Source organism: Acidimicrobiia bacterium (assembly GCA_040289475.1).
Classification (GTDB): domain Bacteria; phylum Actinomycetota; class Acidimicrobiia; order ATN3; family PSLF01; genus PSLF01.
In genome coordinates this window covers 38,646-64,327 of record PSLF01000005.1, presented here as the reverse complement: position 1 = coordinate 64,327, position 25,682 = coordinate 38,646, and the positions used below count along the sequence as shown (strand labels likewise).

General features: G+C 55.1%; 21 protein-coding genes and 1 pseudogene. 10 read left to right on the top strand and 12 right to left on the bottom strand.

All coding sequences use genetic code 11. The features are described from left to right. Positions 1–2: 2 nt before the first annotated feature. Positions 3–1,142 carry an acyl-CoA dehydrogenase gene (locus C4318_04060; protein MER3454316.1) on the bottom strand — a complete coding sequence of 380 codons (1,140 nt, stop codon included), beginning with the start codon at positions 1,140–1,142 and terminating at the stop codon, positions 3–5. Between the two features lie 153 nt (positions 1,143–1,295). Further along, positions 1,296–2,534 carry an acyl-CoA dehydrogenase gene (locus tag C4318_04055; GenBank protein MER3454315.1) on the bottom strand — a complete coding sequence of 413 codons (1,239 nt, stop codon included), beginning with the start codon at positions 2,532–2,534 and terminating at the stop codon, positions 1,296–1,298. A 330-nt stretch (positions 2,535–2,864) separates the two neighbouring features. Between C4318_04055 and C4318_04050 the strand changes: the two genes are divergently transcribed. The 4 genes from C4318_04050 (at position 2,865) to C4318_04035 (ending at position 6,238) form a co-directional block, all read left to right on the top strand. Then, a complete protein-coding gene (locus C4318_04050; GenBank protein MER3454314.1) occupies positions 2,865–3,479 on the top strand; it encodes an MBL fold metallo-hydrolase in 615 nt (204 codons plus the stop codon). A gap of 188 nt (positions 3,480–3,667) precedes the next feature. Further along, positions 3,668–4,444: a Fe-S cluster assembly ATPase SufC gene (sufC, locus tag C4318_04045; protein ID MER3454313.1), complete on the top strand. Its 777-nt coding sequence runs from the start codon at positions 3,668–3,670 to the stop codon at positions 4,442–4,444. Continuing rightward, a complete protein-coding gene (locus C4318_04040; protein ID MER3454312.1) occupies positions 4,441–5,712 on the top strand; it encodes a cysteine desulfurase in 1,272 nt (423 codons plus the stop codon). Before sufC ends, C4318_04040 begins: the two co-directional genes overlap by 4 nt. After that, a complete protein-coding gene (locus C4318_04035; protein ID MER3454311.1) occupies positions 5,702–6,238 on the top strand; it encodes an SUF system NifU family Fe-S cluster assembly protein in 537 nt (178 codons plus the stop codon). The genes C4318_04040 and C4318_04035 overlap by 11 nt, the downstream gene beginning before the upstream one ends. Before the next feature lie 265 nt (positions 6,239–6,503). Here C4318_04035 and C4318_04030 read toward each other — a convergent pair whose 3' ends face one another. Both C4318_04030 and C4318_04025 read right to left on the bottom strand, forming a co-directional pair. Next, positions 6,504–7,307: a hypothetical protein gene (locus C4318_04030; GenBank protein ID MER3454310.1), complete on the bottom strand. Its 804-nt coding sequence runs from the start codon at positions 7,305–7,307 to the stop codon at positions 6,504–6,506. Between the two features lie 66 nt (positions 7,308–7,373). Then, entirely contained in the window at positions 7,374–8,534 is a 1,161-nt protein-coding gene (locus C4318_04025) for an LLM class flavin-dependent oxidoreductase (protein MER3454309.1), read from the bottom strand. A 145-nt stretch (positions 8,535–8,679) separates the two neighbouring features. Between C4318_04025 and C4318_04020 the strand changes: the two genes are divergently transcribed. Further along, on the top strand, positions 8,680–9,930 hold the full coding sequence (locus tag C4318_04020) for a hypothetical protein (protein ID MER3454308.1): 1,251 nt from the start codon (positions 8,680–8,682) through the stop codon (positions 9,928–9,930). A gap of 26 nt (positions 9,931–9,956) precedes the next feature. Here the strand turns inward: C4318_04020 and C4318_04015 are convergent, their stop codons facing one another. The 6 genes from C4318_04015 to C4318_03990 form a co-directional block, all read right to left on the bottom strand. Next, positions 9,957–11,516, bottom strand: coding sequence for a hypothetical protein (locus C4318_04015; protein ID MER3454307.1), 1,560 nt, complete (start codon positions 11,514–11,516; stop codon positions 9,957–9,959). Beyond that, positions 11,482–13,014 carry a long-chain fatty acid--CoA ligase gene (locus C4318_04010; GenBank protein ID MER3454306.1) on the bottom strand — a complete coding sequence of 511 codons (1,533 nt, stop codon included), beginning with the start codon at positions 13,012–13,014 and terminating at the stop codon, positions 11,482–11,484. The genes C4318_04015 and C4318_04010 overlap by 35 nt, the downstream gene beginning before the upstream one ends. Positions 13,015–13,360: 346 nt before the next feature. Next, positions 13,361–14,236 (bottom strand): short-chain dehydrogenase, encoded by an 876-nt coding sequence (locus C4318_04005; GenBank protein MER3454305.1) that lies wholly within the window; start codon positions 14,234–14,236, stop codon positions 13,361–13,363. 91 nt (positions 14,237–14,327) lie between these two features. Further along, the gene (locus C4318_04000; protein ID MER3454304.1) at positions 14,328–15,560 is read right to left on the bottom strand and encodes an acyl-CoA dehydrogenase; all 1,233 of its coding nucleotides are present in this window, start codon (positions 15,558–15,560) and stop codon (positions 14,328–14,330) included. A 142-nt stretch (positions 15,561–15,702) separates the two neighbouring features. Next, on the bottom strand, positions 15,703–16,839 hold the full coding sequence (locus tag C4318_03995; GenBank protein ID MER3454303.1) for a butyryl-CoA dehydrogenase: 1,137 nt from the start codon (positions 16,837–16,839) through the stop codon (positions 15,703–15,705). Positions 16,840–17,005: 166 nt separating this feature from the next. Beyond that, positions 17,006–19,036: a DNA ligase (NAD(+)) LigA gene (locus C4318_03990; GenBank protein ID MER3454302.1), complete on the bottom strand. Its 2,031-nt coding sequence runs from the start codon at positions 19,034–19,036 to the stop codon at positions 17,006–17,008. Between the two features lie 400 nt (positions 19,037–19,436). Between C4318_03990 and trxA the strand changes: the two genes are divergently transcribed. Genes trxA through C4318_03970 form a run of 4 tightly spaced genes read left to right on the top strand, consistent with a single transcriptional unit; the run spans position 19,437 to position 22,644 of the window. Further along, positions 19,437–19,823, top strand: coding sequence for a thioredoxin (gene trxA, locus C4318_03985; GenBank protein ID MER3454301.1), 387 nt, complete (start codon positions 19,437–19,439; stop codon positions 19,821–19,823). Further along, on the top strand, positions 19,801–20,820 hold the full coding sequence (locus C4318_03980; GenBank protein ID MER3454300.1) for a hypothetical protein: 1,020 nt from the start codon (positions 19,801–19,803) through the stop codon (positions 20,818–20,820). Before trxA ends, C4318_03980 begins: the two co-directional genes overlap by 23 nt. A 4-nt stretch (positions 20,821–20,824) precedes the next feature. Beyond that, positions 20,825–21,994, top strand: a complete 1,170-nt coding sequence (locus C4318_03975; GenBank protein ID MER3454299.1) for a hypothetical protein — start codon at positions 20,825–20,827, stop codon at positions 21,992–21,994. Beyond that, positions 21,946–22,644, top strand: a complete 699-nt coding sequence (locus tag C4318_03970) for a hypothetical protein (GenBank protein ID MER3454298.1) — start codon at positions 21,946–21,948, stop codon at positions 22,642–22,644. Before C4318_03975 ends, C4318_03970 begins: the two co-directional genes overlap by 49 nt. 24 nt (positions 22,645–22,668) lie before the next feature. Here the strand turns inward: C4318_03970 and C4318_03965 are convergent. Both C4318_03965 and C4318_03960 read right to left on the bottom strand, forming a co-directional pair. After that, positions 22,669–23,604, bottom strand: a pseudogene (locus C4318_03965) (electron transfer flavoprotein subunit alpha). 146 nt (positions 23,605–23,750) lie between these two features. Beyond that, entirely contained in the window at positions 23,751–24,572 is an 822-nt protein-coding gene (locus C4318_03960; GenBank protein ID MER3454297.1) for an electron transfer flavoprotein subunit beta, read from the bottom strand. 64 nt (positions 24,573–24,636) lie between these two features. Here C4318_03960 and C4318_03955 point away from each other — a divergent pair, with 64 nt between their 5' ends. Beyond that, positions 24,637–25,668: a hypothetical protein gene (locus tag C4318_03955; GenBank protein MER3454296.1), complete on the top strand. Its 1,032-nt coding sequence runs from the start codon at positions 24,637–24,639 to the stop codon at positions 25,666–25,668. The last annotated feature ends 14 nt before the right edge of the window (positions 25,669–25,682 follow it).

Genomic DNA, 25,682 nt, shown 5'->3' with positions numbered 1-25,682 from the left:
CGTCACAATCCGAGGCGCTGAGCCAAAAGCTCTCGATGATACGCCGGGTCTCCCAGCAACAGTTCGCTGGATTTTGCCCTCTTGAAATAGAGGTGTGCATCGTGCTCCCAAGTGAATCCGATCCCCCCATGGATCTGAATATTCTCGGCCGCACAGTGGAAGTAAGCTTCCGAGCAGTAGGCCTTGGCCAACGGAGCTACCACGGGAAGCTCTTCGTTGTCTTCGGAAGCAGCCCACCCGGCATAGTACGCAGCTGACTTTGCCGACTCGACCGCGACGAGCATGTCCGCGCACTTGTGTTTTATTGCCTGAAAAGAGCCGATCGGACGTCCGAACTGCACGCGTACTTTCGCATATTCCGTACTCATCTCGAGGCACTTTTGCGCGCCTCCGACTTGCTCCGCCGCCAGCGCCACTGCAGCCAGGTCGAGAACCTTCGATAGGGCGGTCCAGCCCTCCCCTTCTTCACCCATCAATCCAGAGGCCGGAACCTTTACCGCGTCAAAACTAACCTCGGCCATCTTCCGGGTTTGATCCATCGTCGCCAGCGGTCTCCTGGTAATGCCCTCCGAGTTCGCATCGACGACAAACAAAGAGATCCCTTCCTCGCCCGAGGTCCCTTCTTTGCGAGCCGCGACAACAATGGTGTCTGCTGTGTGCCCATCGAGAACGTAGGTCTTTTTTCCGTTTACGACGAAATCACCACCTGAGGATGTGTACGTAGCCTGAATGCCCCCTGCATCCCATCGGCCGGACTCTTCGGTCAGCGCGAGCGTCGCGATGCGCGACCCATCAGCAATTCCGGGCAATAAAGCCTGTTTTTGTTCCTCTGTACCAGCAACGAGGAGAGCGTTGGCAGCGAGACACACCGTGGAGAAAAAGGGAGCAGCGAGCACCGCACGACCCATTTCTTCCATGAGGACTATAAGTTCAATCTGGCCAAACCCATACCCTCCGTACTGCTCGGGAATTATCATTCCCTGCCAGCCCAACTCCTGGGCCATTCGCCTCCAAAGCTCTTCGTCAAGGCCGGTATTGGTCTCCATAATCCTGCGGACCACCTGCGAAGAGAACTGCTCTTCGCAGAATCGACGCGCTGACTTTCTCAGTTCTTCTTGCTCTTCGCTGAAGGCGAAGTTCATTTACGTGCCTCCCTCGCTCGGTCTGCCGACATCAAAGTTGTGCTTCTGCTGGAGAGTGCAACAACGCTACCCGCTCTGGCCCAGCAATGTCACACTTGACCCTAAGTAATTGCGTCCGAAAAATCGCATCAAGGACTCACGGAGTCGAATCGATTACCTGACCCCTGCTGGCTCGGCCATCCTGGAAGGGGACGCCTTCTTATCCTTGTCTTCTTCGACCCGAGGCTCCCTCGCAAGACCTAGTATGCGCTCCCCAATAATGTTCCGCTGAATCTCACTGGTACCTGCGTAAATGGTCTCGGAAAGACTGAACAAGTACGCCTGCTGGAAAGCATCAAGGGTGTAGTTTTCCCCGACCACCTGCCCTTCGAGACCCCGGATGGACATCATCGTCTCCATGGCCCGCCTGTGGTACTCGCTCCAGAAGAGCTTAGAGATCGAAGACTCCGGTCCGGGAGGTTTTCCGGCAAGCACGTTGGTTAGAGAACGGTACCCAGAGTACCTCATTATCTCGACCTCAATGTGGTGCTGGGCAATACGCTGGCGCAAATTTAGGTCGCCGAGCTTTCCACGTTCTCGAGCCAGCTCCACAATGCGGCGAAGCTCTCTTGAAAAACGCAAATAGCTCGTCGTCGCTGTGCCGCCTCGTTCGAAACCGAGCGTCGTCATCGCTACTGTCCAGCCGTTGTTGACACCACCCACGACGTTGTCTACGTGGGTGCGAGCTCCGTCGAAAAAGACCTCGTTGAACTCGGCAGTTCCCGTGAGCTGCTTGAGTGGACGCACCTCGATACCTTCTTGATCCATCGGGACGAGCAGATAAGAGATGCCTTTGCGCTTTGGAGCGTCAGGATCGGTGCGAGCCAGTACGAAGCACCAATTGGCATACTGTGCCATGGTCGTCCATACCTTCTGACCAGTGATGACCCACTCGCCACCGTCGAGCATGGCGCGAGTCTGAAGAGAAGCTAGATCGGATCCTGCGTTTGGCTCGGAGAACCCCTGACACCAGATGTGTTCGCCCGAAAGTATACGGGGCAGGAAGTACTTCTTTTGTGCTTCAGTTCCCCACTGGATGATCGTGGGCCCCACAAGACCTTCGCCGAAGAAGTTAAGTCGCTGAGGAGCACGAGCCCTCACCATCTCCTCGTTGAATACCAGCAGCTCAAGAGTGGACAGCCCTCTTCCCCCGTACTCTTTGGGCCAGGCAATACCGACGTACCCGGCATCCCGCAATTTGGCGTCCCACTCCCTGAGGAAGCTTTCCCGGTCGTCGCCCTGGAGAATAATTCTGAGTTCATCACCAGTCTTTTCTTTGGGAAGGTTCTTCTCCAGCCAGTCTCTTACTTCCTGGCGGAACGCCTCTGCTCTTTCGCCGTAGTCGAAATCCATTTCCTCGACTCCTCAAAGTTTCTATGTCACACACCTTTTCGCTACCTCGACCCGCTGACTCCGGCTCCTATAAATAAGATTCCTCAAGAATCCAAGCCGAGGGCAGTTGCCCGGGGTTCTGTTACCTGAATTTCACTTCGGTTACTTAGCAGAGTACAGGTGCATGATAAACACGCTCAGATCTTGACACCACAACAGCCATACTCCCAAATAGCGAAGTTCAAAAAGCCACAACGGGCCGGATAAAACATGTCGCGCAACCTTCACAACGCGACACATTTAACCTCGCGCACAATTGACTGATCGGTCAAGATCTGGGAGGGAGTCTCTATGCCTAACAAACTGCCGCACTTCGAAGACGCCAACAGGATTTTATTCAAGATCGTAGTCGGTCCATTCGACAACAACTCATACGTTCTCGCTTGCCGTAAAACCGGGATTGCGGCACTCGTGGACGCAGCCAACGAGCCCGAAAGAATATTGGATGTCGCATCAGAGTTCGACCTCCGATACGTTCTCACGACCCACGGCCACCATGACCATGTGCAAGCAGTCACCGAAGTACGCGAACGTACAGGGGCAGCAGTAGGTATCCATCGAGCGGATGCCTCCTCGATCCCCTCTGGACCCGATTTCTACATAGAGCACGAACAAATTTTCGAGATCGGAAACGTATCTTTGAAAGCCTTGCATACCCCCGGGCACACGCCCGGCTCCACATGCTTCGTAACGGAGGGACTTCTGTTCTCTGGCGACACCCTTTTCCCCGGAGGGCCAGGAAACACGTGGGGAAACCGAGACGCATTTGCGACGATAATCGAGTCGATCAAGACCTCGCTGTTTGTGCTCCCGGAAACGACATTGGTTCTGCCCGGCCACGGACTCGACACTACTATCGGAGCTGAAAAGCCGCATCTAGACGAGTGGATAGAACGAGGATGGTAACTAGACGATTCTCGAATCCGGGCGCGCCGACCGCGTCTCTTTTCAATTCGCTCTTTTAGGGTGACCAAGGGACCGATAGAATTATTACGAAGGATCCAGTAAAAAAGGTGGCGATGGAAAACTCGGACAACACTGCAAAACCAGACGCTGAGACTGCCATGAGCGGCCAGCGACATGACATTGAATCGATGAATAACGAACCGGCTCCCGCCCTTGAAGTAAAAGACCTGTGGGTGGCGACCGAAGACCGCCAGATTGTCAAGGGGGTGTCACTCGCTATCTACCCTGGCGAGCTTCACGCCATAATGGGGCCCAACGGATCAGGGAAGTCCACCCTCGCCTCCGCTATAGCCGGGAAGCCTTCATATCACATAACCGCCGGAAAAATATTCTTGCAAGGTACCGACATCACGGAGATGAGCCCCGACGAGCGGGGCCGCGCCGGCCTGTTTCTTGCCTTTCAGTACCCAGAAGAAATCCCCGGTGTAACCATCCTGCAGATGCTAAAAGCTGCCCTCACGCAACGAACCGGCAAGAACTACGCAGCCTTTGAACTTCGTTTGATGCTGCAGGACGCCTTGAGAGAACTTCACATGGACCCATCATTCGCTGATCGCTATGTGAACGAAGGCTTTTCGGGCGGTGAGAAAAAGCGCTCGGAAATTCTCCAGCTTGCCGTATTGGAACCTGTCGTGGCCATTCTAGACGAGACAGACTCAGGCCTGGACATAGACGCACTGCGCATAGTCGCCGAGGGAATCGAAAAAGTAAGAGCGCACCGACCCGAGATGGCCATTCTCTTGATCACGCACTACCAGAGGATTCTCAGGTACTTGAAGCCAGACAAGGTACACGTGCTCGTGGACGGACAGATAGTTGCCAGCGGCGCTGCCGAGCTGGCAGAAGAATTAGAGCAGCAGGGCTACGAACGCTTTCTCTCGGCAGCTGTGGGGAAGACCCAATGAACGAGCGCTCCGCTTCCGAAAGTCGCTTCGGAAGGGATCTTCGACAGGACTTCCCCATCCTCACAAGAAAAGTACGTAGCGGAAAAGACCTCGTTTACCTTGACTCCGCCGCCACCTCTCAAAAACCCCTTAGAGTGATCCAATCTCTCGATGCTTACTACTGCTTGCACAATGCAAACGTCCACCGAGGTGTGCACACACTCGCTGAAGAAGCGACCGAGGCGTTCGAGCGCGCACGACAGAAAGTGGCTAAGTTCCTCCGCGTACCAGAACCCGAGCCACAGCGCTCCATCGTTTTCACCAAAAACGCCTCCGAGGCAGTAAACCTAGTTGCCTACTCTTACGGCCTTGCCAACGTGAAGGAAGGAGACCGACTAGTTGTAACGCTCATGGAACATCACTCCAATATCGTGCCGTGGTTTTTACTTGCCGAGCGCACCGGGGCCGTCGTGGAGTTCGTAGGCTTGACGCCCGAAGGTGAGATCGACTTCGAAGACTTCGAGAAAAAGCTCAGTCGTCCTGTCAAGGTATTCGGGTGCACGCACGCATCCAATGTCTTGGGAACGATCAATCCAGTCCGAGACCTCGTTTCGAGAGCGAAAGAATCAGGGGCGATTACAGTGGTCGACGGCGCCCAGGCTGCACCCCACATGCCAGTGGATATCTCGGCTATAGGGTGCGACTTTTATGTTGCAACTGGTCACAAAATGTGCGGCCCGACCGGAGTAGGTATCCTCTATGGGCGGCGTGAACTACTCGAGGAGATGCCGCCTTTCTTAGGAGGCGGCGAGATGATTGCCGACGTCACTACCCAGGGTGCTAAGTGGGCTCCCCTACCTCACAAGTTCGAGGCGGGAACACCACCCATAGCTGAAGCCATCGCTTTGGGAGAAGCCGTCGATTACCTGACCGACCTGGGAATGGAGCGGGTGAGGGAGCATGAAATCGAGATGGTGGGCGCTGCCCTTGAAGCTCTCCAGGACGTCTATGGTAAAAATATCCAGATCTATGGACCTCGCTCTCCGGAGAGACGCGGAGCTGCAGTGAGCTTTTCCTTCTACGACATACACCCTCACGATCTGGCTACCATCCTCGATCAAGAGGGAGTCGCCGTGAGGGCAGGACACCACTGCGCTAAGCCGCTCATGGGTTATCTTGGGGTACAAGCGACTACGAGAGCAAGTTTTTACATCTACAATGACGAAGCGGATGTCGACGCCCTCGTCAAAGGGTTGCATGTAGCCAAGGAACTGTTCGGTGTCGCTTGAGGACGTCTACAAGGAAGTCATTCTGGATCATTACAGAAGTCCTAGGAATCAGGGGGCCCTGCCATCGCCACCGGCGATCAAGGCAGAAGGTTTCAACCCCCTGTGCGGGGACGAGATCACCCTTTACTTGTTGTTCGACAACGAATCATTAATCGACGTCAAGATAGAGTCCCAGGGATGCTCGATATCTCAAGCGTCTGCATCGATGATGAGCGAGGCGATAAGGAATAAAAAGCTTGAAGAAATCGATGACCTAGTGGATCGTTTCAAGCGAATGATGACGGTACGGGAAGAAAAAATCCACCAGGGCGAGAGTGAAATCCCAGAGGGAAATTTGGGTTCGACCGGACTCGGAGAGCTGGAAGCATTACAAGGCGTAGTGAAGTTTCCGGTCAGGATCAAGTGTGCCACCCTCGCCTGGAATACGCTACTCGAAGGCGTAGAGCGGTGGCGCGGCGGCCATGGCACGTCTAGCTCTACTTTCGTAGAAGGGCAAACGGCCGGTCCTCCAGGGGAGATCAAGTAAAGCCCACTGGCACGTCCGAGGGCCTTTCATTCTGAGCACACTATCCTCGACAGGATGCTAGCGATGGCGAGACCCAGACTCGAACGGTATCAGCACCGGGAACCTTGCCCTTACTGTGGCAAGCCGCTGAAACGCCTTCGAAGACAGGCCCATATTCGCTTCGAGTGCGAGAAGGCGCCCGAAGACAAGCGACGGGAGCCAGTCCCGGTGTCAGTCAAGGGTAAGTGGCGCCCACGCTTCGGCTGATCGATATCCAAGGCTATCGCTAAGCTAAAAACGCGGAGACTTGGTGCGCCCATTCCTCTGGTTTTTCCAGAACCGGAAAGTGGCCGCACGATGGGATTGCGACAAATGTAGCGCGAGGAATCATCTCGGCCCATCGCTTCCCAATACCGACGGGCAAAAACCTGTCCTCGGCTCCCCATACCACGAGGGTCTCACACCCGATCCGCCCTAATCTCGCCTCCAGCTTCGGATCTACAAAGTATGGGTTCCATGCAAAGCGAGCTGTGGCAGCCAGAGAACGAAGAAAAGGAAGTACGGCTTTCCCTGATCCGATCGGACGGCCCGATGCCCCACTCGCAGCTTTCATCAATTGAGCGAATGGCTGCGACTGATCGAAGAAAAGCAACTCCGCCATCTTATCGAACGGGATCCCAAAAAACTCTGCAGGCCGATGGCGCTCGGTCTGAATGCCAGGAGCCCCTGTAAGGACTAGCCTATCTACCCGCGCAGGGTTGCGTACTGCAAACTCCGCTGCGAGCCATCCCCCTAGGCAAGTCCCGACTACTGCCACCGACGCCAGACCCTCAGCGTCAAGTAAGTCTACAAGCCAGAAAGAAAGATCGTCGAAACCGTCGATTCCCTCCAGCTCATCAATGCTTTGGAAGCCAGGAATCCACGGCCTAAGAACTTCGAACCCCGTCTCGGCGAGATGGTCAACAGCGGGGGTGCCCAATCCTTCCCCCAAAAAACCATGCAGATAGAGTACGGGCCTTCCCTGGCCTTTACGGTCTACCAGCCCGACTTGGGCGGGTCGCTCAGATTGAATCTTCAAGTCCGCAGACATCTACTACTCCTGGTCCTGGTACGCCATACGGCCATTAGGCACAAATAGCTAGCAAGGGAGGGGTTGCTAGATCGGTGTCGGACCGGTACCGCCCCACCCAGCAAACTCTTCTCGCAACCTAGGTAGAACTGCTTCGGCAAACCTTCGCATGTTGTCGACGGCCTGGGCATGAGGCATCGAGCCGAGCTGAAAAAGACCCAGCAGCACTCCGACTCCGAGTTCTCTTATATAACGCGAGAGCTTGTCGGCGACCGTCTCAGGTCCCCCCACTATGGCATACTCACCTTTTTCTATCTCCTCCCAAGTTTCGACAGACTCCATGAACGTGCCTGCGTTTTCTATGATCGCTAGCCATGAACGCTCGGATGTATACCCGGGTGGAACTATGGTGATCCCTGGGAGGAGGCGCTTGACGAAATACCACAGGTGTGGCTCGAACTCTCGGCGAGCCGATACATCGTCATCGCCGACGTAAATTGGTACGAGCCAGCCCGCCTGCTCTGGGTCGGGCGTGTATCCCGCTCTCTCGCACGCCTCTCTGAAAAAAGAGAAGTTGCGGCGGAACACATCGATATGGAAGTAAGGAATGCCCATGTAAGAGTAGCGCTTGGATGCAACGAACTCCATGGTCTCGAGCGAGCCTGCACCTGGGATCCAAACCGGAGGGTGAGGTCTTTGTAGTGGCCGAGGCCAGGGATTGATCTTCCTAAGCCTTACATGCTTTCCCTCGAACGAGAAAGGTCCTTCTTTGGTCCATGCTGCAATGATTAGGTCGTGATACTCGTAAAACAGCTCCCTCGCGTATGTAGGGTTTATTCCGAAACTGTAGTACTCCGGTCCCCCTCCAACCACCATTCCAGCAATGAGTCGTCCGCCAGAGATTACGTCTATCATGGCGAACTCCTCAGCGACTCTTGTCGGCGGATTGTAAAGGGGAAGAGCATTGCCTACGACGGCTATCCTAATGCGCTCCGTCTGGCGAGCCAAGATGGATGCGATAAGGTTCGGGCTTGGCATGTTCCCGTATGCGTTCTGATGGTGCTCGTTTACGCAGACACCATCGAAGCCTAATGACTCGGCTTCTACGAGCTGGTCTATGTACTCGTTGTAATAGACGTGTCCTTTCTCGGGCTCGTAAAGCTTGTTCGGGACGTCAACCCAAGCAGGACCTCGATAAGAAGGATCCAAATCTCGGTAGGGCATCAAATTAAAGACGAAGAACTTCATTGCGGCTCCCTGCATGATGCGGTGGCGTCATCCTGTTTTTAGCAAAACTAAATATACTCGGATCCTGGATAAATCGGCAGACGTAGGCGCCGCAACACGGAATTGCAACCCGCTAAATTGCCGAGTTCGGCTAAAAGGCCAACACATGGACAAAAACGGCACGGAGCCCCAGGAATTCAACGAGTCTTTTCGTCCAACGGAAAGCTTGCCCGAAGTTACGACAGATCGGATCTCATCGATTCACGGGCACGCCTCTCAGCCCAACTCCCGAGCCGCCAATACACAGCATCAGCAAAATCCCCTAGGGACAGGTCAGCCCCGTGTAGCTCCTCCAAAGCAGAGGAAAACACGGGTCGTGGTTCTAGTAGCTGTACTTGTTGTGGCCTTGTTATCCGCATTGGCGGGTGCAGCCGTTGCACTACGCAAGATCGGAGCTAAAACTACGGCGCCCGAGATCGAATCTCCACGAACCAACTCCGCCCCCGAAACTGAAGGACTGCGGATTACTTTCAAATCAGCCGAAGCGCGGTTCTACAAGTTTGAGTACGCAATGGAGGGCACCGTATTGGGCGGCGGAGAACTGGCCGATCACTCCGGACCCGTAAGCGTGAAGTCGATCATAACCTCGGACATGACTTTGCGAGTCATTGAGCGACTCTCTGATGGGGCAACACAAATCAAGATTGATCTGTCCAACACTCGGATAGGAGTGAGTGTAAACGGCCGACCGGTCCAAAACCCCCAACTCGGCCGGGACAACTTTGAAACCGTACTTCGTGTCAATCCCGATGGGAGCTTCGAAATAGAAAGCGGGCAAGGTAGTCCTGTGTTTATCCCGGGTCCAGCTCTCGGGGGAGGACAGGTACTTGGCGGAGGGGTCATCTCACCGTTCGGGTTTACTGGGCCAGCCCCATTACTGCCTGATCATGCCATACGACCCGGGGAACAGTGGACCAAGAGCATCCAGATTCGACCTAAGGGTTTCAGTAGGCCGTTACAAATGACCACTGTCAACACCTACGAGCATGATGAGAAAACCGAGTGGGGACGAGCTATGTTAATCACCAGCCAATCCTTGACCTCGGTTGATCTCGCCACTCTCGACCTCTCTCGGATCGGTCTCCCAAACGGAGTTAGGTCTTCTGGCACGATGACCCTCAACACGTTCACGAGATTCTGGTTCGTCCCCGACCTAGGTGAGCCCATCAAGATCGTAGTCGATCCGTCATCTTCTATAAAAGGTTCCCTGCGTTTCGCTGAGGCATCCAGTGGCCCACAAACGTCACAGAGTCTACAGCTAGAAATGGATATTGCATTCGGTGTGCAAATAGAGCGCCAGAGCGGGGAACCACCCTTAGGAAACGGAGCTACAAATGCTCCCGCTGTATCGTCATAACCGTATCACCAATCGAATACCCGCTGTCACTGCTGGGCTGACGCGTTCTTCCCGGTAGCCTTTGTATTGAGGGTCTCCGGGTTTTCGGCCAGCTTTTGCGGGCTCTGTTGGACGCTGTCCGATCTTCTTAGCGACTCGACTCCCAGAGCCGGCACCATTGCCAAAAAAGCTACAATGCCGGCCCCAGCGTACGCCAAGGCATAGGCGCTTCCCTTGCCTCCGGCGGTGGCAGCGACGCCTCTCAAGGTCTCCATCCCTAGTACAGCCCCGACCGTCGACGCGAGGTTAGTCGCCGCGCCAGCAGTGCCCAAGTAATCCGGAGTAACAGCGTTCGCAACCGTAGACGAAAGGGAAGGACTCGCAGAACCCAGCGCCGTACCGCTCAATACCAACCCCGCCACGATAGCGCCGCCGTGCCTGTTGGCCGCACCAAACGAGAGAAGTGCCATTGAGGCACTCATGCATACCATCGCCCCCAATATGGTCCTCCGCTCGCCCATTCGAACCGCCAGCGCTCCAGCAAGTGGTGCAGTCAGGGTGAACGCAACAGGGCGTGGAAGCATGAAAAATCCCGTCTTTGTCACAGAAAACCCGAAAACTCTCTGGAGCAAGAACGGCGTGATGAAAAAGCCGCCCATATAAGCGAAACTCGCCATCAGATGGGTCGTGATAGGCGCCGCAAAGTTACGAGTTTTCAAAAAACCGATAGGAATGAGCGGGTTTTTCGCCTGTTTTTCGGCGAGGACGAACGCAGCAGCGAAGACGGGGGTCGCCAGAAGACTAGCTATCACAATAGGATGGCGCCATCCCCACTCGGCAGCACGGTTCACACTAAAAAGAAGCAGTCCCACAGCGGTTCCAGCAAGAGCTGAGCCGGCTAAATCTAAAACAGCACCACCCTGATCTCGGTCCGATGGAAGAAAAATCACAGCCAGCGCGATCGCCACGAGACTAAGGGGAACCTGTCCAGCGAAGACGAAGCGCCAAGAGAACCGCTCCACGAGAGGTCCGCCTATAACCACACCTAGGACGGGTGCGCCCGCCGATACGAACGACCACCATCCCATTGCGCGGACCCTCTCGTGAGGCGGAAAAGCCCGCATGATGATAGCCATGGATGATGGACCCGCTGCCACCCCAGCTATAGCCCACAGAACCCGGAAAGCGATAAGGCTCGTGATACTCCACGACAATGCGATAAAAACAGCCAAAACCGAAGATGCTGCTAAACCAGCCAAGAACAGGCGTCTGTACCCCCAAAGGTCGGCCAGACGCCCCGCCAGCGGCATTAAAACGCCAGAAGCGAGCATAGGACCAGTTAGTACCCAAGTCACCGAGGCATCCGAAGCGCCCAGATCCGTGGCGATTCGAGGAAGAGAAGCCGAAACGATAGTTATCAAAAACGCGGTAGAGAAGTACCCGATAAGCGCTACAGCGAGCACTATCCAGGATTTGGGAGCTACAGCCGGTTCTGCATCCCCACAGCCACGGTGAAAGGCTAGCGTCGTATCTGGGTGATGGGAGAAAACTCTCTCTTCGGGCGGGGCCACCTCAGACTTTGGTTTGCCGATCGGCCCAGAACGGATCTCTCAACTGTCGCTTTATGAGCTTTCCTGCCAAGTCCCTCGGAAAGTCCTCATGAAAACTGATCGATCGGGGAACCTTGTAGTCGGCGAGGCGCTCCCGGGCCCATCTCTGGATTTCTTCCGGTGTAAGGATGGCCCCAGCGACAGGCTGAATAGCAGCGTGTACTTTCTCGCCCCACTCCTCGTCGGGAATTCCAAAAACCGCCACATCTGCTACAGCGGGATGCCGATGCAGAACGTCTTCGATCTCTGCGGGGTAGATGTTGACTCCTCCAGAAATGATCATGTCGATCTTCCGGTCGCATATGTAATAAAAGCCGTCTTCGTCCCTGTAAGCGATGTCTCCTACCGAAACCCACTCACCTTTTTGCGCGCTTGCCGTTGCGTCCGGTTTCTTGTAGTACTCTTCAAAGACCATCGGGTTGCGCCTTACGTACAGCTCCCCCGGAGTGTTTACACCCACCTCGTTGCCCTCTTCGTCAAAAAGGGCTATCTCCACGCCAGGCATAGCCTTACCGCACGAACCAGGCTTCTCTATAGTTTCATGGGGCTTGAGGATCGTGTTTATACCCAGTTCGGTGGACCCGTAGAATTCGTAAAGTACGGGTCCTATCCGCTCCCACACATCCTCTTTGATTTTTTGCGGACACGGCGCCCCCGCGACTATCAGGACGCGGAGACTAGAGATGTCGTATTTTCCAAATGTCTCCGGATCCACTTGCAAAATCCGCTTTACCAAGGTCGGAGCCATAAAAGTAGTGGTGACCTTGTGCTCCTGGAGCTCTGCTAGAGCTCGCTCTGCGTCGAACTTCCGCATTATTACTGAGGTATTTCCCATAGCCTGAGCAAGCGTGGCGAATGCAAGCGGTGCAGAGTGGTAGAGCGGCCCAGCTATCAAATGCACATCGTCAGGTCTCAAACCGAACTCCTGAATCCAGGTCATAACAGACGCTGGATTCGAGATCCCTCTCCGCTTCGCTCCTTTCGGCTTTCCTGTTGTTCCCGATGTGTAAATCATTGCCTGCGCTTCACCAGGACTTTCCTCTGGAATCTCTACGGGATCTGAAGAGCCCTTCTCGACCAAACTCGCAAAAGGAATCGCCCACGACGGAACGTCTTCACCAACGACTACCCAGTGCGACACAGAGGGCACGCTCTTGCGAGCCTCGCCCAGTATCGGAAGGAATTCCGACTCCGATACAACACAGGTAGCGTCGGAGTCTTCGAGAATGTAAGCGACTTCTTCGGCCTTGAGACGATGATTAATCGGGGTATTCGTTGTCCTGAGCTCCGAGGCCGCCGCCGACACGAGGCAGCTCTCGATAGAGTTATGCAAGAACTGTACTAAGGTGGACCCAGGCCTAAGCCCGAGATCTAGGAGAGATCGGGCCAGTCGGTTCCTCAGGTCCCGATACTCCGCCCACGTCAACACCCTCTCCCCCTCTATAAGCGCTGGGGAGTCTCCCTTTTGCTGTGCGTGCATGCCAATAAGATCCACCGAGAGCTCCTAGTGGCTAAGAGAGTAGATAGGGTTGTGCAAAAAAGCCACACCAGTCAGGTGCCGACGCGAAAAAGCGAGTCCCGGTAGCGGGCAGTTTCGAGTGTGGCTGGGGAACACCGCCGAGATGCCTTGGCACGGGCAATGGCTGGGGAACATTGCCCGCTTGCTTGTGCACCGGGACTCGCGCCGTATAAGCATACTCTTTTCTTCCGATCAAGTCGACCCACACTGAACAGGCAAAACGCGACTTGCGGCGCGTACGAGAATAAAATTTCGAGTTATACGGATCCAGACCCCATGGCCGGGTACACGCCATGAACCTAGGCTGTTCTGTATTTCCCTATCAGCCCAGAAGTCGCTTGCCCTCCTCCAACAGTTCGTCCAGTGTCCACCTTGAAGCCTTCTCAATCTTGTGTTCTTCGTCAAAAGTCCAGCCCTTGACACGCTGTACGGTTCCTCCGAAAACAAAGAACGTCTCGCCATTTGCGGGGCAGTCCTCGTGGGCGAGCCAAGCCACGACCGGCGATATGTTCGCTGGATCCCAAATATCAAATTGACCCTCCGGCACCGAGAGTGCTTGGCTGCCAAAGGTTGACTCCGTCAGCCTGGTTCTAGCCCGAGGCGCGATAGTATTCGATCGGACTCCGTATCTCGCCAATTCCTTGGAGGCAATGATGCTCAAGGCAGCGATGCCGGCCTTAGCAGCACCGTAGTTAGATTGGCCCGGGTTTCCGAACAGACCGGACTCTGAAGAAGTGTGAATTACCGACGCTTTTAGGGGATTGCCTGCCTTTGCCTGTTGTCTCCAGTAGGCGGCAGCGTGGTGCAACGGTGCAAAATGCCCTTTTAGATGGACGTTGATGACAGCGTCCCACTCCTCCTCGGTCATGTTCACGATCACTCGATCTCGCAATATTCCGGCGTTGTTTACCAGAACATGAAGAGTGCCGAATGTATCGATTGCTGTCTGGATCAGTCTTTCGGCGCCTTCCCAATCGCTAACACTATCGACGTTGGCAACAGCCTCGCCACCCATCTCTTTTATCTCATCGACTACCTGCTGGGCAGGTGCGCGATCAGCGCCCGTTCCGTCGATGTTTCCTCCCAGGTCGTTCACGACAACCTTGGCTCCCTGGCTGGCGAGATATAGGGCGTGCTCACGACCTATTCCACGTCCAGCACCCGTCACAATGCACACCCGACCGTCTAGAGCTCCCACTGTTTCTTCACCTCCTGTCCGTTAGATATACCCCGACCTCGCTAGAGAGTAACACCTGAGGCCGCAAACTGTGGACTCCAAGCTGTCTTCGTCAAGCTGCCTTGCTGGAATCCTCGTCGTCTTTGTCTAGGTACCCGAGAATTCTCCTCGAGATCACTACGCGCTGAATCTGGCCAGTGCCCTCGAAGATGTCATAAATCTTTATGTCCCGGTACCACTTCTCGACGAGGTGCTCCTTGGAGTAACCCTCCGGGCCCATGATTCTAACCGCGTCACGGCAGACACGATAAGCCGCCTGGGGCGCGTATGCCTTCGCCATGGAAGCTTCCCTCGTGTTGGGGATCGAACGGTCTGCCATCCAGGCGGCTCGCCAGATGAGGTGGCGACTTATCGCAAGCTCCCGTTCTGCGTCGGCCAAGGTCAGCGACACCTCCGTACGCTTTTTGAACGGATATCCTGCTTTTATTTCGGTTCTTACCCACTCTTTGACGTAATCGAAGGCAGCCTGGCCAATTCCGAGGGCCAAAGCTGCAACCATTGGACGCGTCGAATCGAAAGTCTTCATGGCGCCGATAAACCCCGCTTTGCGCTTTGGATCCAGTGCCGCTTCACCGCCGAGGAGGTTGTCCATTGGCACCCTGACGTTGTCCAAAATTAACTCGGCGGTCTCCGATGCCTTGATCCCTAGCTTGTCTTCAATTTTGCCGACTTCGAATCCTGGGGTCCCCTTTTCGACGACAAATGCCTTGATTCCCTCACGCCCCAAACTTTTGTCCACTGTGGCAAACACAACAACGATGTCGGCGCGAGCACCGTTGGTGCAGAAGATCTTTCGACCGTTCAACACCCACTCGTCTCCATCCCGCTTTGCAGTCGTGGCTACTTGCGAGGTGTCGGATCCAAAGTGTGCCTCTGTATACGCGTACGCTCCGTAACGCAACTTGCCATCGTTCTTTTGAAATATGCCGAGAAAACGTTCCTTTTGCTCCGGGGTGCCCATGGCGTTTATGGCCGGTGCCGCTAAGCCCGGGCCGGGGATGTTCATAATTACTGCGGGATCCCCATACGCCATCTGCTCGGCACCGACGACAGCGAGCAGGTTGTTCTCCTTGGGCTCGGATTCCGCTCCTAGCTCCTCCCTTTCGCGGCCAAGAGGCATGGAGCCCCCCACCATCCCGAAGGAGGCGAGCTGGCGGATTACCTCTTCGGGCATTTTCCCTTCCGTGTCCGCCTGGCGTGCGTATGGACGAATGTTGTTGAGAGCGAACGCGCGCGCCATGTCCTGAATCATCCTCGCCCGACTCGACAACTCAAAGTCAATCATTGGTCTCTATCCTTTTTCTTTCGAACCTGCTTTTTACCCCTGGCGGCGTGCCCAAAATGCCCCATCCCACCTACAACTTGAAAAGTTGCACTGCCATTGCCCAAAAGCCAATCCCTGGCATCGTGCACACGCAGCAAGATTCTCAGTCGGCGTAAGATTCAGCAAGATATGCCCGTGCGTCGAGAGCTCCTTCAAATGCATCGAGAGCGATCGCATCCCGATACCATTTCTCTACAGGATGGTCAGTGATAAAGCCATGTCCGCCCAAAACCTGCACAGAATCGGTTCCGCATAGCAAGGCCGTGTCGAGCGCGGCAGAGTTCGCTAGCGCAACAGCTCTAGTAGGTGCTCCGCCTTTATCGATCTCAGAAGCTGCCGCCCATACAGCCAACCTTGCGCCGTCGACGGCAGTAGCCATGTCCGCGATCATGAAAGAAATTCCCTGAAAAGCACCGATAGGCTTTCCGAAAGCGACTCGCTCGGTCGCATAGTTCGATGCATATTCCAGCGCCGCCCTGGCTAAGCCAACCGCGATCGCACCCGTATCTATGCGGCAAGCGCATAAAGCTCGCTCCAAACGACCGGAGTCTGCAGCGTTTCCGCCAAGAAATGCGTCGCCTTTTACGATCACTCGGCGCAGCTCCACTTGGCCCGTTGGGGCTGCCCTCAGTCCGATCTTCCCTTCTATGGAATCGTCTCTTGTCACGTCCACCTTCGAGTCCTTGGGAAGCAAGAAGGCACCCAACCGATCGCTACCCTCGATCCCTGCCACCACTACTCGGACATCGGCTCCCCGTGGCCATAGGACACCGCACTTGTGCCCATCCAATATCCAGTCCCTGCCATATCGGCGCGCCGTAGTTGCAAGTCGTGCGCCAGACGAGAGTGGGGGGTGTTCGTAAAGAAGCACCGAACCCTTTATGAACTCACCTGATGCGAAAATGGGTAACCACTCTGCACGCTGCTCTTCGCTACCGGCCATTCCTATCAGAATGGCGGGCTGTGAAGACCAAAGTACGCATGCTGCTATTCCCGGGTCTCCCCACGCTAGCTGTTCAGCTATCAAAGCCTTCGTGACGCTAGAAAACTCACCTGCTCCCCCATACTCCTCCGGAACAGAGGCATGAAAGCCCATATCCACGAGGTGCTTGAGTACGGCTTCTGGCGGCTCCCCAGCCTTTTCAGCATCCCTGGCAAAGGGACGAATTTCTTCGGCGGCAAATTCTTGGAGCGTTTCAACCACAGCTGATTGCACTTCGTCAGGTGACAAATCGAACACGATACGACTCCTACTCGGCTCCTCAAGACTAGATATCGAGACAACGGCCCAAGGTCGACACCGAAACGGTCGATGCTCAATCCATCCAGTTAACAGTGTTTTCGAAACTTGACCAGCCGGTCAAGTTAGCGAACGCGGGGCCTAAGAATTGCATCTCTTCGAGGTCTCAAGTAGATAGCACCTGGGGTCCTTCCTCTAGCAGTCGAACAAACTGTTCCTCGTTCAGAATCGGAATCCCAAGATCTCTGGCCTTTGCCAGTTTTGAACCGGGGTTTTCTCCCGCCACCACATAAGAAGTTCTCTTCGACACCGAGGAAGAAGCGCGCCCCCCTCTTTCTTCGATAGCAGCCTCCGCCTCCTCTCGACTAAAACCAGAAAGCGTCCCGGTAACTACGATAGTGATGCCCTTTAAAGGTCCCTCAACCTGGCGACGCTCCTCGACCATGTTTACTCCGGCCCTTCGAAGTTTGTCCACGATTGCCAGGTGGGTTTCGTCCCTGAAGTATTCGTAAACCGAGCGAGCGATCACGGGGCCGATCTCAGGAAGAGCTTCAAGCTCTTCCACAGACGCAGAGGCGATCGCGTCAAGGCTGCCGAAGTGTTCGGCCAAAATCTTGGCAGCCCTCGGGCCAACATGCCTGATGCCCAACCCTACGAGAAGATTGGACAAAGGACGCTTTTTGGATTCCTCGATAGCCGCGGCAATGTTAGCTACAGACTTTTCTCCAAAACCCGGGTAGGCAGACAAATTCGAAAGGTCAAGGAAATAGAGGTCTCCTTCATCCTTGATGAGCCCTTCGTCTAAGAGAAGAGCAAGTGTCTGGTAGCCGAGCCCTTGTATGTCCATAGCTTGTCGGCTTACGAAGTGGTGCAGCCTCTCTAGCACTTGCGCCGGGCAGGAAAAGCCCCCACTGCAGCGGGCAATGGCTTCTCCAGGAGGACGCACAATCTCGGCCCCGCATACGGGACAGTGTGTCGGCATTACGAACTGTCTCTCTTCTCCCGTTCGACGGTCCTTTACTGGGCCAACGATTTCGGGAATAACATCGCCGGCCTTGCGGACGATCACCCAGTCGCCGATGCGTATGTCCTTTCTTTTGACCTCGTCTTCGTTGTGCAAGGAAGCAAAGGACACCATTGATCCAGCGACTCGTACCGGATCCAGCACCGCGATGGGAGTTACCGCTCCGGTGCGCCCCACGTGAACCTGGATATCCAAAAGCTTGGTGGTTTTTTCCTCCGGAGGAAACTTGAAAGCTATAGCCCATCTGGGAGCTTTCGATGTGGCACCTAAGCGTTGTTGCACGGCGAAGGAGTTGACCTTGACAACTACCCCGTCTATTTCGTATCCGAGCCCATGGCGCTGCTCGAGAAGTCTCTCGCAGTACTCGTACACTTTCTCGATCGACTCTTGCTTTTCGACGAGCGGGTTTACGGGAAGTCCGGCCTTCCTGATCCATTCGAGAGCCTCCCACTGCGTCGCAATGTCTAGGCCTTGAACAGCACCCAAGCCATAGCACCAGATCGACAAAGATCGCGACGCCGTAACCGAAGGGTCTTTCTGTCGTAGCGATCCAGCAGCGGCGTTTCGGGGGTTGGCAAAGATTTTCCCGCCAGCCTCGGCCTGCTCTTTGTTGAGACGCTCGAAAGCCTCGATAGGCATGTACACCTCGCCGCGAATCTCGACAAGGTCCGGTGGATGGTCAAGTTGCAGGTGATGCGGAATGTCCTCGATTGTTTTGACGTTCAGTGTCACGTCCTCGCCAACGAAGCCGTTTCCTCGCGTGGCGGCGAGGACTAACTCGCCTGACTTGTAAGTGAGGTTGCACGAAAGGCCGTCTATCTTCGGCTCAGTGCAATAGCTCAGGTTTTCGACCTCATCTTCTAGAGAACGAGTAATCCGCTTAGCCCACGCCTTCAGCTCCTCCAAAGATAAGGCGTTGTCAAGGCTCAACATCGGAACGATGTGCTTCACTTCTCCAAATGCACTCAGCACCGGCGGACCCACTCGGCGCGTTGGAGAGTCGGGGGTGACAAGAGCAGGGTACTCTTCCTCCAGCGACCGCAGCTCTCTCATGAGCTCGTCATACTCGGCATCCGAGATGATTGGGTCGTCCAGTACGTAGTACCGATAGTCGTGGTAGGCGATCATTTCACGGAGCTCTCTCGCGCGCTCTATAGCCGACTTAGGGGGCATGCGGCCGGGTGCCGGACTCCGTTGGGAGGATTCAGAAGCGAAATCTTCTCGATGCGAGATATCTTTGCGTTGTTCTTCTTCAGGATTCACTGGGGAGCTCATCTCTTTGTCCTGTGGCACCTTGGTCTGATCCACCGCTTGCAACTTCTAAAATTCAGAGAACTCTAAGGTCATCGGTTTGGCCAACCTTTGGCTCACTTTTTACTTCCTGCCTACAAAGGTTTATTTTCCATCCGACCCTTCAATCCCTTGTTTTCGGATATGTATGGAATTCATTTGTCGAAGCGAATGTTAGTTCACCCGGCTGATGTAGGGTCGTGGGCGAACTCTAATAGCCGGCCACTGTCTCGAAGCTCGTACCTGATGAGCTATGTAGATTCCGCGATCCGTTGGAGGAAGAATGGCGAATGTTGAATCGGTAACTCAGGCGACCTTCTCTGAAGAGGTATTGAAGTCGGAGAAGAAGGTGGTGGTCGACTTTTGGGCGCCTTGGTGTGGCCCCTGTCGTTACGTAGCTCCCGAAGTAGAAAAACTCGCAAGACGCCACCCTGACATCAAAGTTGTAAAGCTCAACGTCGACGAGGCGCCTCTTATCGCAAACTCCTATGGAATCATGGGGATTCCGACGATCGGCCTGTTCGCAGGCGGCAACATGGTAGCCCGTGTCGTGGGAGCTATGCCGGTCGAGCAGATAGAACAGCAACTAGGTCTACCTCCCGGAGATGAGACAGTCGATTCGACCGGAGATGCCGAGAAAGAAAAAGGTGCTACGCAGGCCAACGGATAACGCGGCTTCCGTTACACCCACCCCGGCTCTAGTGCGACGCTCGATCATCGATCTGGTACTCCGTCTACTCTGGATCGGACTCTTTGTTTTTCTTGTAGCCGTAGCTGTCAGCATCGAACAAAAGCGGGGGCCGGCAGCAAGTACGATCTTAGCCATCGAAGCAGCTTCTCTGTGGCTGGCAGGATCTTCTGGCCTATCCCTTTCCGGCATCCGCTCGTTCGTTGCTTGGCGACTCGCTGCCGGGTTCATTTTTGCCTGGTCGTTGCTACTAGCTGGGAAAGGTTACTGGCCCGAAGCGGGCGGAGCAGCCGTGTTCTCTGCCTGCTCTTATCTAGTCTCGCTCCACTCCGCGGTGCGGACTCGCCTAGCACAAAGGCTCGCCTTGGAGGGAGAGACCAGATTACCCCTCAGAGTCCCCCTACTTCTTGGAGCTCTGCTCCTCACGCCAGCAACCTTTCTCACAGGACTCACCCTCGGATTGCCAGCCCTGTTAGCAACAGGAGCTCTAAGACTCTCGCCCTTTACGCTTGGAGCCGCCACGCTGGGGATGGTCCTAGCCGTTCCTCTCGCCATCTCATCGTATAGGCTAGAGCGACGCTGGCTCGTGGTTGCACCTCGAGGACTCATTGTCCACGACCCTTTTCTGTTCTCGTCGACACTTCGTATTCCGCCCCAAACGGTCGAGTACGCCGAGCCCCCTCAGCGAAGGTGGAGATGGTCCGAAGCTGATCGGGCTACTCTTTTGCATCTTGGGGCTGGAGCCTTTTCCAACCCTATTTTGTTGCGGTTACGCAAGCCCATCGAGGCACCCCAGCCACGCCATGTAGGACCCGGTACAGCATTTCCTCCGGCAGGATATGTCACACTCATTGCGACATATCTGTCCGAGCCGGACTACGCTTATCGCATCCTGGCCACAGCGGGGTATGCTCGCCCCGGCGAGTTCTCTCGCTTGGAGGCGGAAGGAACCCAACCATTGACAAGAGGAGTACCGTAAGCCATTGGCAAAACTTGCACCGAATCCCAAGCCTGAATACCACATAAGCGAGCCGTATCACACGCTCGTGTTCGATCCAATCGATGACGATGATGTGGGGCCTTTCGACGTATATGTCTGGATACCCAATCCCAGAGCTCAAGGGTGGATGGGGCCGCCCATGGCGATATGGAGATTTCTATCGGTGCCCACCGACCAGCCGCTTACCATCCGCTTAGACCTGAAAAACTTAGGATCCACAAGCTGTAAATTACTAGTGGCCGGCGAGCTATGGTCGTCGGTAGAGTGTTCTGTTCGATCCGACTACCGGATCTGGCCCAGACAATCCATGGGGGTGTCACTCGTCGGATCGCAGGGCCAAGCTTTTGGTATTCACCGCTTTGACTTAGTAATAGCGCATCCCGACATACTCTCCAAGCACTACTCCCGGCTCCACCACGCCACAAGCTACACTCCGGAGCCAGACCACTTCGGCGAAGCGTTTCATCAAGCCAGACTCCGCCAGGCGAGGAGGGTTGTGGGGCCTTTGCTAGGCCACAGCACCCGGGTTCTAGAAGCTGGAAGCGGTTTCTCGCTACTACGAATGGCCTTTGATTCGGTTGGGGGATTCCCGGGACGGCTCGTCGCCTGTGACTGGGACTTGGATGCCATAACTCGAGTAGCGAAAGAGTATCCCACCATAGAGTGGTTTGTATCAGGGGTGGAACATCTTCCGTTCAAAAACGACAGCTTCGACGTTGTCCACGTTGGGGAAGTGATAGAGCACGTGATCGATGTGCAAGCAGCACTTCGAGAATGGAGACGAGTAGTAAAGCCAGGGGGTCACCTAATCGTAACCACGCCAAACCGGAAGCACCGAATGGCCAGATTGACTGGGATCGAGACACCTGAAAACCTCGAGCATCTTAGGGAATACACCGTCGACGAACTCACAGAAGAGCTGAGGTCGGCCGGGTTCTCGGTCGTAAAGGTCGAAGGATTGTACTTGGCCTTGTGCGCAGTGCGTCTTCCCGGACAGCGGTGGATCGACCTGCTTCGAGTCAGGCCCACATTCCGAGGAAAGAGAATTCTTTTGAAGCTCGCAATGGAAGCTGGGCGGTTGGTCCCGTCTTGGGCTTACAACATATGTGCGGTGGCAAGAAAGGATGGAGCTTCGACTTCGACATGGAGCTGATCTTGGTGAGACACGGGCGGGTCGATGGAGGCGAAAAACGCTTCAACGCGTCGGGCCGCTTCGATCAACCTCTTGGGGAGCTAGGTGCGCAACAAAGTCGGTGCCTCGTACCGAGGTTCGAGGGGCAAGAGATAGCAGCTATCTACGCCAGCGAACTGATGCGAACGCAACAAACCGCCCAGCCCCTGGCCGACGCATTAGGGCTACCAATCATGGTCCACCCTAGTCTCAACGAGGTGTATTTAGGCGAGTACGAAGGCCGTAGTTTTTCTCGCCTGCTGCAAGAGCGAGACGAGGTCTACATGCGATTTTTAGAGACGAGGCGGTGGTCGGAGTTTCCCGGCTCCGAGGGCGACGACTCGGTACGCGAGCGGGTAACTTTAGTAATGGAGGAGCTAGTGGAACTGTACCCCAAACAGAGAGTTGTAGCATTTACTCACGGCGGCATCATCAATGCTGCCCTGGCAATTGCTATCGAATCTCCGTGGCTCGTATTGGTCTCGCCCGAGAACGCCTCGGTGACATCTATATACCTACGTCCCAAACCGCCCTTGGTGGTCACCGTAAACGACACCTCTCACTTGCCCGACAGGGACCCTCTAAAGAGAGCACCTCGGTACTTTTTCGATGCAGTAGGCTCCAGTTATTGACGAGCGCAGATCTGTGCTGTGATCCTACGCGACACCCTTGCGCTTTTTTAGCTCTTCGGTAAGGGCCGGTACTACCTTGAAAAGATCTCCGACGATCCCGAAATCGGCAATCTGGAAGATGGGTGCCTCTGGATCCTTATTGATTGCCACTATGTGCTTCGACGTCTGCATCCCTGCCCGGTGTTGGATTGCACCCGATATTCCGCAGGCGATGTAGAGGTTAGGGCTGACTGTCTTTCCGGTCTGGCCAACCTGATGCTGGTGGGGATACCACCCGGCATCCACAGCCGCCCTGCTCGCTCCGACGGCCGCTCCGAGAACATCCGCCAAAGCCTCGATCAGTGCAAAATTCTCGGGGCCGCCTAGACCTCTTCCGCCGGAGACAATAATCTCTGCCTCGTCAACCGCCGGACGATCCGCCTTCTCTGACTCTATGTACTCGGTTACTACAGCCTTCTTGGAGCCATCTTGAACTGACGACATGTCTACGGACACGACTTCCGGAGAACCCCCTGTGTTTTCCACCCCGAAAGCGTTGGGCTTGACGACGTAAACAGCAGGCTTTCCCTCGCTCCAGCAGTCGACCAAGAGGTTGCCCCCAAAAGCCGGATACGTGGCTACGAGGCGGGAGTCCTCGAGACGGATAGCCGTAATGTCGTTCGTGATTCCGGAGCGCATTCGTGCCGCCACTCTCGCACCGATGTCCTTACCATTGGAAGAAGACGCCACGAACAACACGTCGGGCCCCTCTTGGGAGGCCAAAGAGCAAACGATATCCACCTGGGGTTCTATAAGAAACTGCTCCAATTCGTTGCCATCTGCGACGAATACCTTTGAGGGTCCCACCGAAGCAATTTTCTCTTTTGAGCCCTCGAAACCTTTACCAATCCAGACAAGGGCAACCTCGTCGCCGCCGGCAAGCTCCCTCGCCTTCGATAGCATCTCAAGCGTGACTTTTTTTAAGCCACTATCATCTTTTTCTGCCAATACCCAGATTTTCACTGTCTCACCTCAGTCTTTGTCTGAATTCTCGCTTCCTCTTGACCAACACTCATTTCTAATACACCGATTTCTCAGTCCACACTTGCCGACCAGTGGAGCCGTATCTAGAGGAGCTTGTTCTCTTCCAGCCAGTCAGCTAGCTTGAGGTAGGCCTGGCCATCGTCCTCGATGATGGTACCTTGCTGTTTGGGAGGTCTGGGAATCCAAGAGCCAACCTTCGATTTGGCGTTAGCCAGACCCACCAGAGAGGTATCGACTCCGATGTCGGCAGCGCTTTTTACCTCGAGAGGCTTTTTTTTGGCCTCCATGATTCCTTTGAACGATGGATATCGAGGCTCGTTAATCCCTTTCACTACCGAGACAATAGCGGGCATCGCTGCCTCTACTACCGTAAAGCCACGATCGCCTTCCCGATGAATTCGGACCTTTCCACCGTCGACCTCAACCTTTTTGGCGTAAGTAAGTCCCGGAAGCCCTGCGAACTCGACCAGAGCAGATGGAACCAGGCTTCCTCTGGCATCTGTCGACTCCGACCCCAAGATCACTAGATCAAACTCAATAGTCTCCAAAGCCTTAGAGAGTACGTACGCAGTGGCAATCGCATCAGACCCGGCAAGTGCATCGTCGCTGACGAGAATGGCCCGATCGGCCCCCATAGGAAGGCCCTTTTTGAGCAAGGTATCCCTAGCAGATGGTGGTCCCATGCACAAGAGGGTCACCTCGCCCCCGTGTGCTTCCCTCAACCGGAGCGCCTCCTCTGTGCCATACTCATCCAGAGGATTGAGAATCTGGTCGGCGTCGACGGACCTATCTAAAGTTCCGTCTTCCTCAAGTTTTTTCTCGGCCGCGGTGTCTGGCACTTGCTTTACACAGACGACAATGTTCAACAGAATCCTCCCTACAGCCTCGAGTGAACAGCCCCTCATTCGAATGCAATAGGATAGCGAGGCGGTTCACAGGCGGCCAAACCCGTCGAGATCAGAGAACGATATGCGCGAGGTTAGATGGAATCCACTAGCGGGGCGACATGTACTTTTCGCTCCAGGACGTGCGTCCAGACCGCACGATACCAACTCGCCACCGACACTTTCTTCCGCTTCGAGAGAAGCCCTCGGAGCTGGCGAATCCACCCTAGAAAAAAGAACCACCTCTACTAGTCTAACTGGGCACTCCTATCCGAGCACTGGGGCTAGCGAAGAGAAGCCCTGTGTCTTCTGCCAAGGCAACGAGTCTCTTACGCCTCCTGAAATTTTCGCTGTTCGGGCAAAAGGAGGTCCTGATGAGCCCGGGTGGATAACGCGAGTTGTGCCCAATCTTTACCCCGCTGTGGAAGGCCCTGGGCGATACCACGAGGTCGTAGTCCACTCCCCGAGGCACATAACTCTCTTCGAAGAACTCCGTGCAGAAGAGCTGTCGGCAGTGGCCAAAGCATGGAGCGCTCGGCTAGAAGCCATTTCTCAAGATCCGTCTGTTGTCTATTTCCAGGCAGGACTCAACCAGGGAGGGGATGCTGGGGCCTCCCGCGATCATTCCCACTCTCAACTGCTGGCCGTCAACTTCGAGCCACCAATTTGGAAGGTCGAAAAAGAGTCTTTGCAGAGCTCCGCTCTGTGCCCGCTGTGCGAGTTAGTCAAAGATAGTTTGACACTAGGACAGTTTTCGGTGAAAGCAGGAGACGAGTGCGTTGCAGTTTGCCCTCCGTGGGCAGAGTTTCCATACGAGATACTCGCCTTCCCTCGAGATCACCTCCGCTCTATGTCTAGTTCTGGAGACGCCCTAGAGTGGGTCCTCGAATCGCTGACCACGCTAACCTGGGCTATCGGTGCCGAGACAAAAACTCGCTCATTTAACGCTATTTTCCATACCGGGCTGGCGAGGGAACTGGGCGCCCAGTTTCACTGGCACGCCCACCTTTACCCGAGAATAGCGAAACTGGCTAGTGTGGAGCTCGGGACGGGAGTGTTCATCCAAACGGTGGATCCCCTCGAGGTTTGCTCCCGGCTTCGCTCAAGCGATCTCTAGTTGTATTGAGCAAC

Bases quoted from the DNA above. Each gene is read 5' to 3' on its own strand.
- C4318_04000 (MER3454304.1), bottom strand. From the start codon at position 15,560: ATGATTGACTTTGAGTTGTCGAGTCGGGCGAGGATGATTCAGGACATG.
- C4318_03960 (MER3454297.1), bottom strand. From the start codon at position 24,572: ATGAGGGGCTGTTCACTCGAGGCTGTAGGGAGGATTCTGTTGAACATT.
- C4318_04060 (MER3454316.1), bottom strand. From the start codon at position 1,142: ATGAACTTCGCCTTCAGCGAAGAGCAAGAAGAACTGAGAAAGTCAGCG.
- C4318_03970 (MER3454298.1), top strand. From the start codon at position 21,946: ATGTGCGGTGGCAAGAAAGGATGGAGCTTCGACTTCGACATGGAGCTG.
- C4318_04030 (MER3454310.1), bottom strand. From the start codon at position 7,307: ATGTCTGCGGACTTGAAGATTCAATCTGAGCGACCCGCCCAAGTCGGG.
- C4318_03955 (MER3454296.1), top strand. From the start codon at position 24,637: ATGCGCGAGGTTAGATGGAATCCACTAGCGGGGCGACATGTACTTTTC.
- C4318_03990 (MER3454302.1), bottom strand. From the start codon at position 19,036: ATGCCCCCTAAGTCGGCTATAGAGCGCGCGAGAGAGCTCCGTGAAATG.
- C4318_04020 (MER3454308.1), top strand. From the start codon at position 8,680: ATGGACAAAAACGGCACGGAGCCCCAGGAATTCAACGAGTCTTTTCGT.
- C4318_04040 (MER3454312.1), top strand. From the start codon at position 4,441: ATGAACGAGCGCTCCGCTTCCGAAAGTCGCTTCGGAAGGGATCTTCGA.
- sufC (MER3454313.1), top strand. From the start codon at position 3,668: ATGAATAACGAACCGGCTCCCGCCCTTGAAGTAAAAGACCTGTGGGTG.
- trxA (MER3454301.1), top strand. From the start codon at position 19,437: ATGGCGAATGTTGAATCGGTAACTCAGGCGACCTTCTCTGAAGAGGTA.
- C4318_04050 (MER3454314.1), top strand. From the start codon at position 2,865: ATGCCTAACAAACTGCCGCACTTCGAAGACGCCAACAGGATTTTATTC.
- C4318_04055 (MER3454315.1), bottom strand. From the start codon at position 2,534: ATGGATTTCGACTACGGCGAAAGAGCAGAGGCGTTCCGCCAGGAAGTA.
- C4318_04025 (MER3454309.1), bottom strand. From the start codon at position 8,534: ATGAAGTTCTTCGTCTTTAATTTGATGCCCTACCGAGATTTGGATCCT.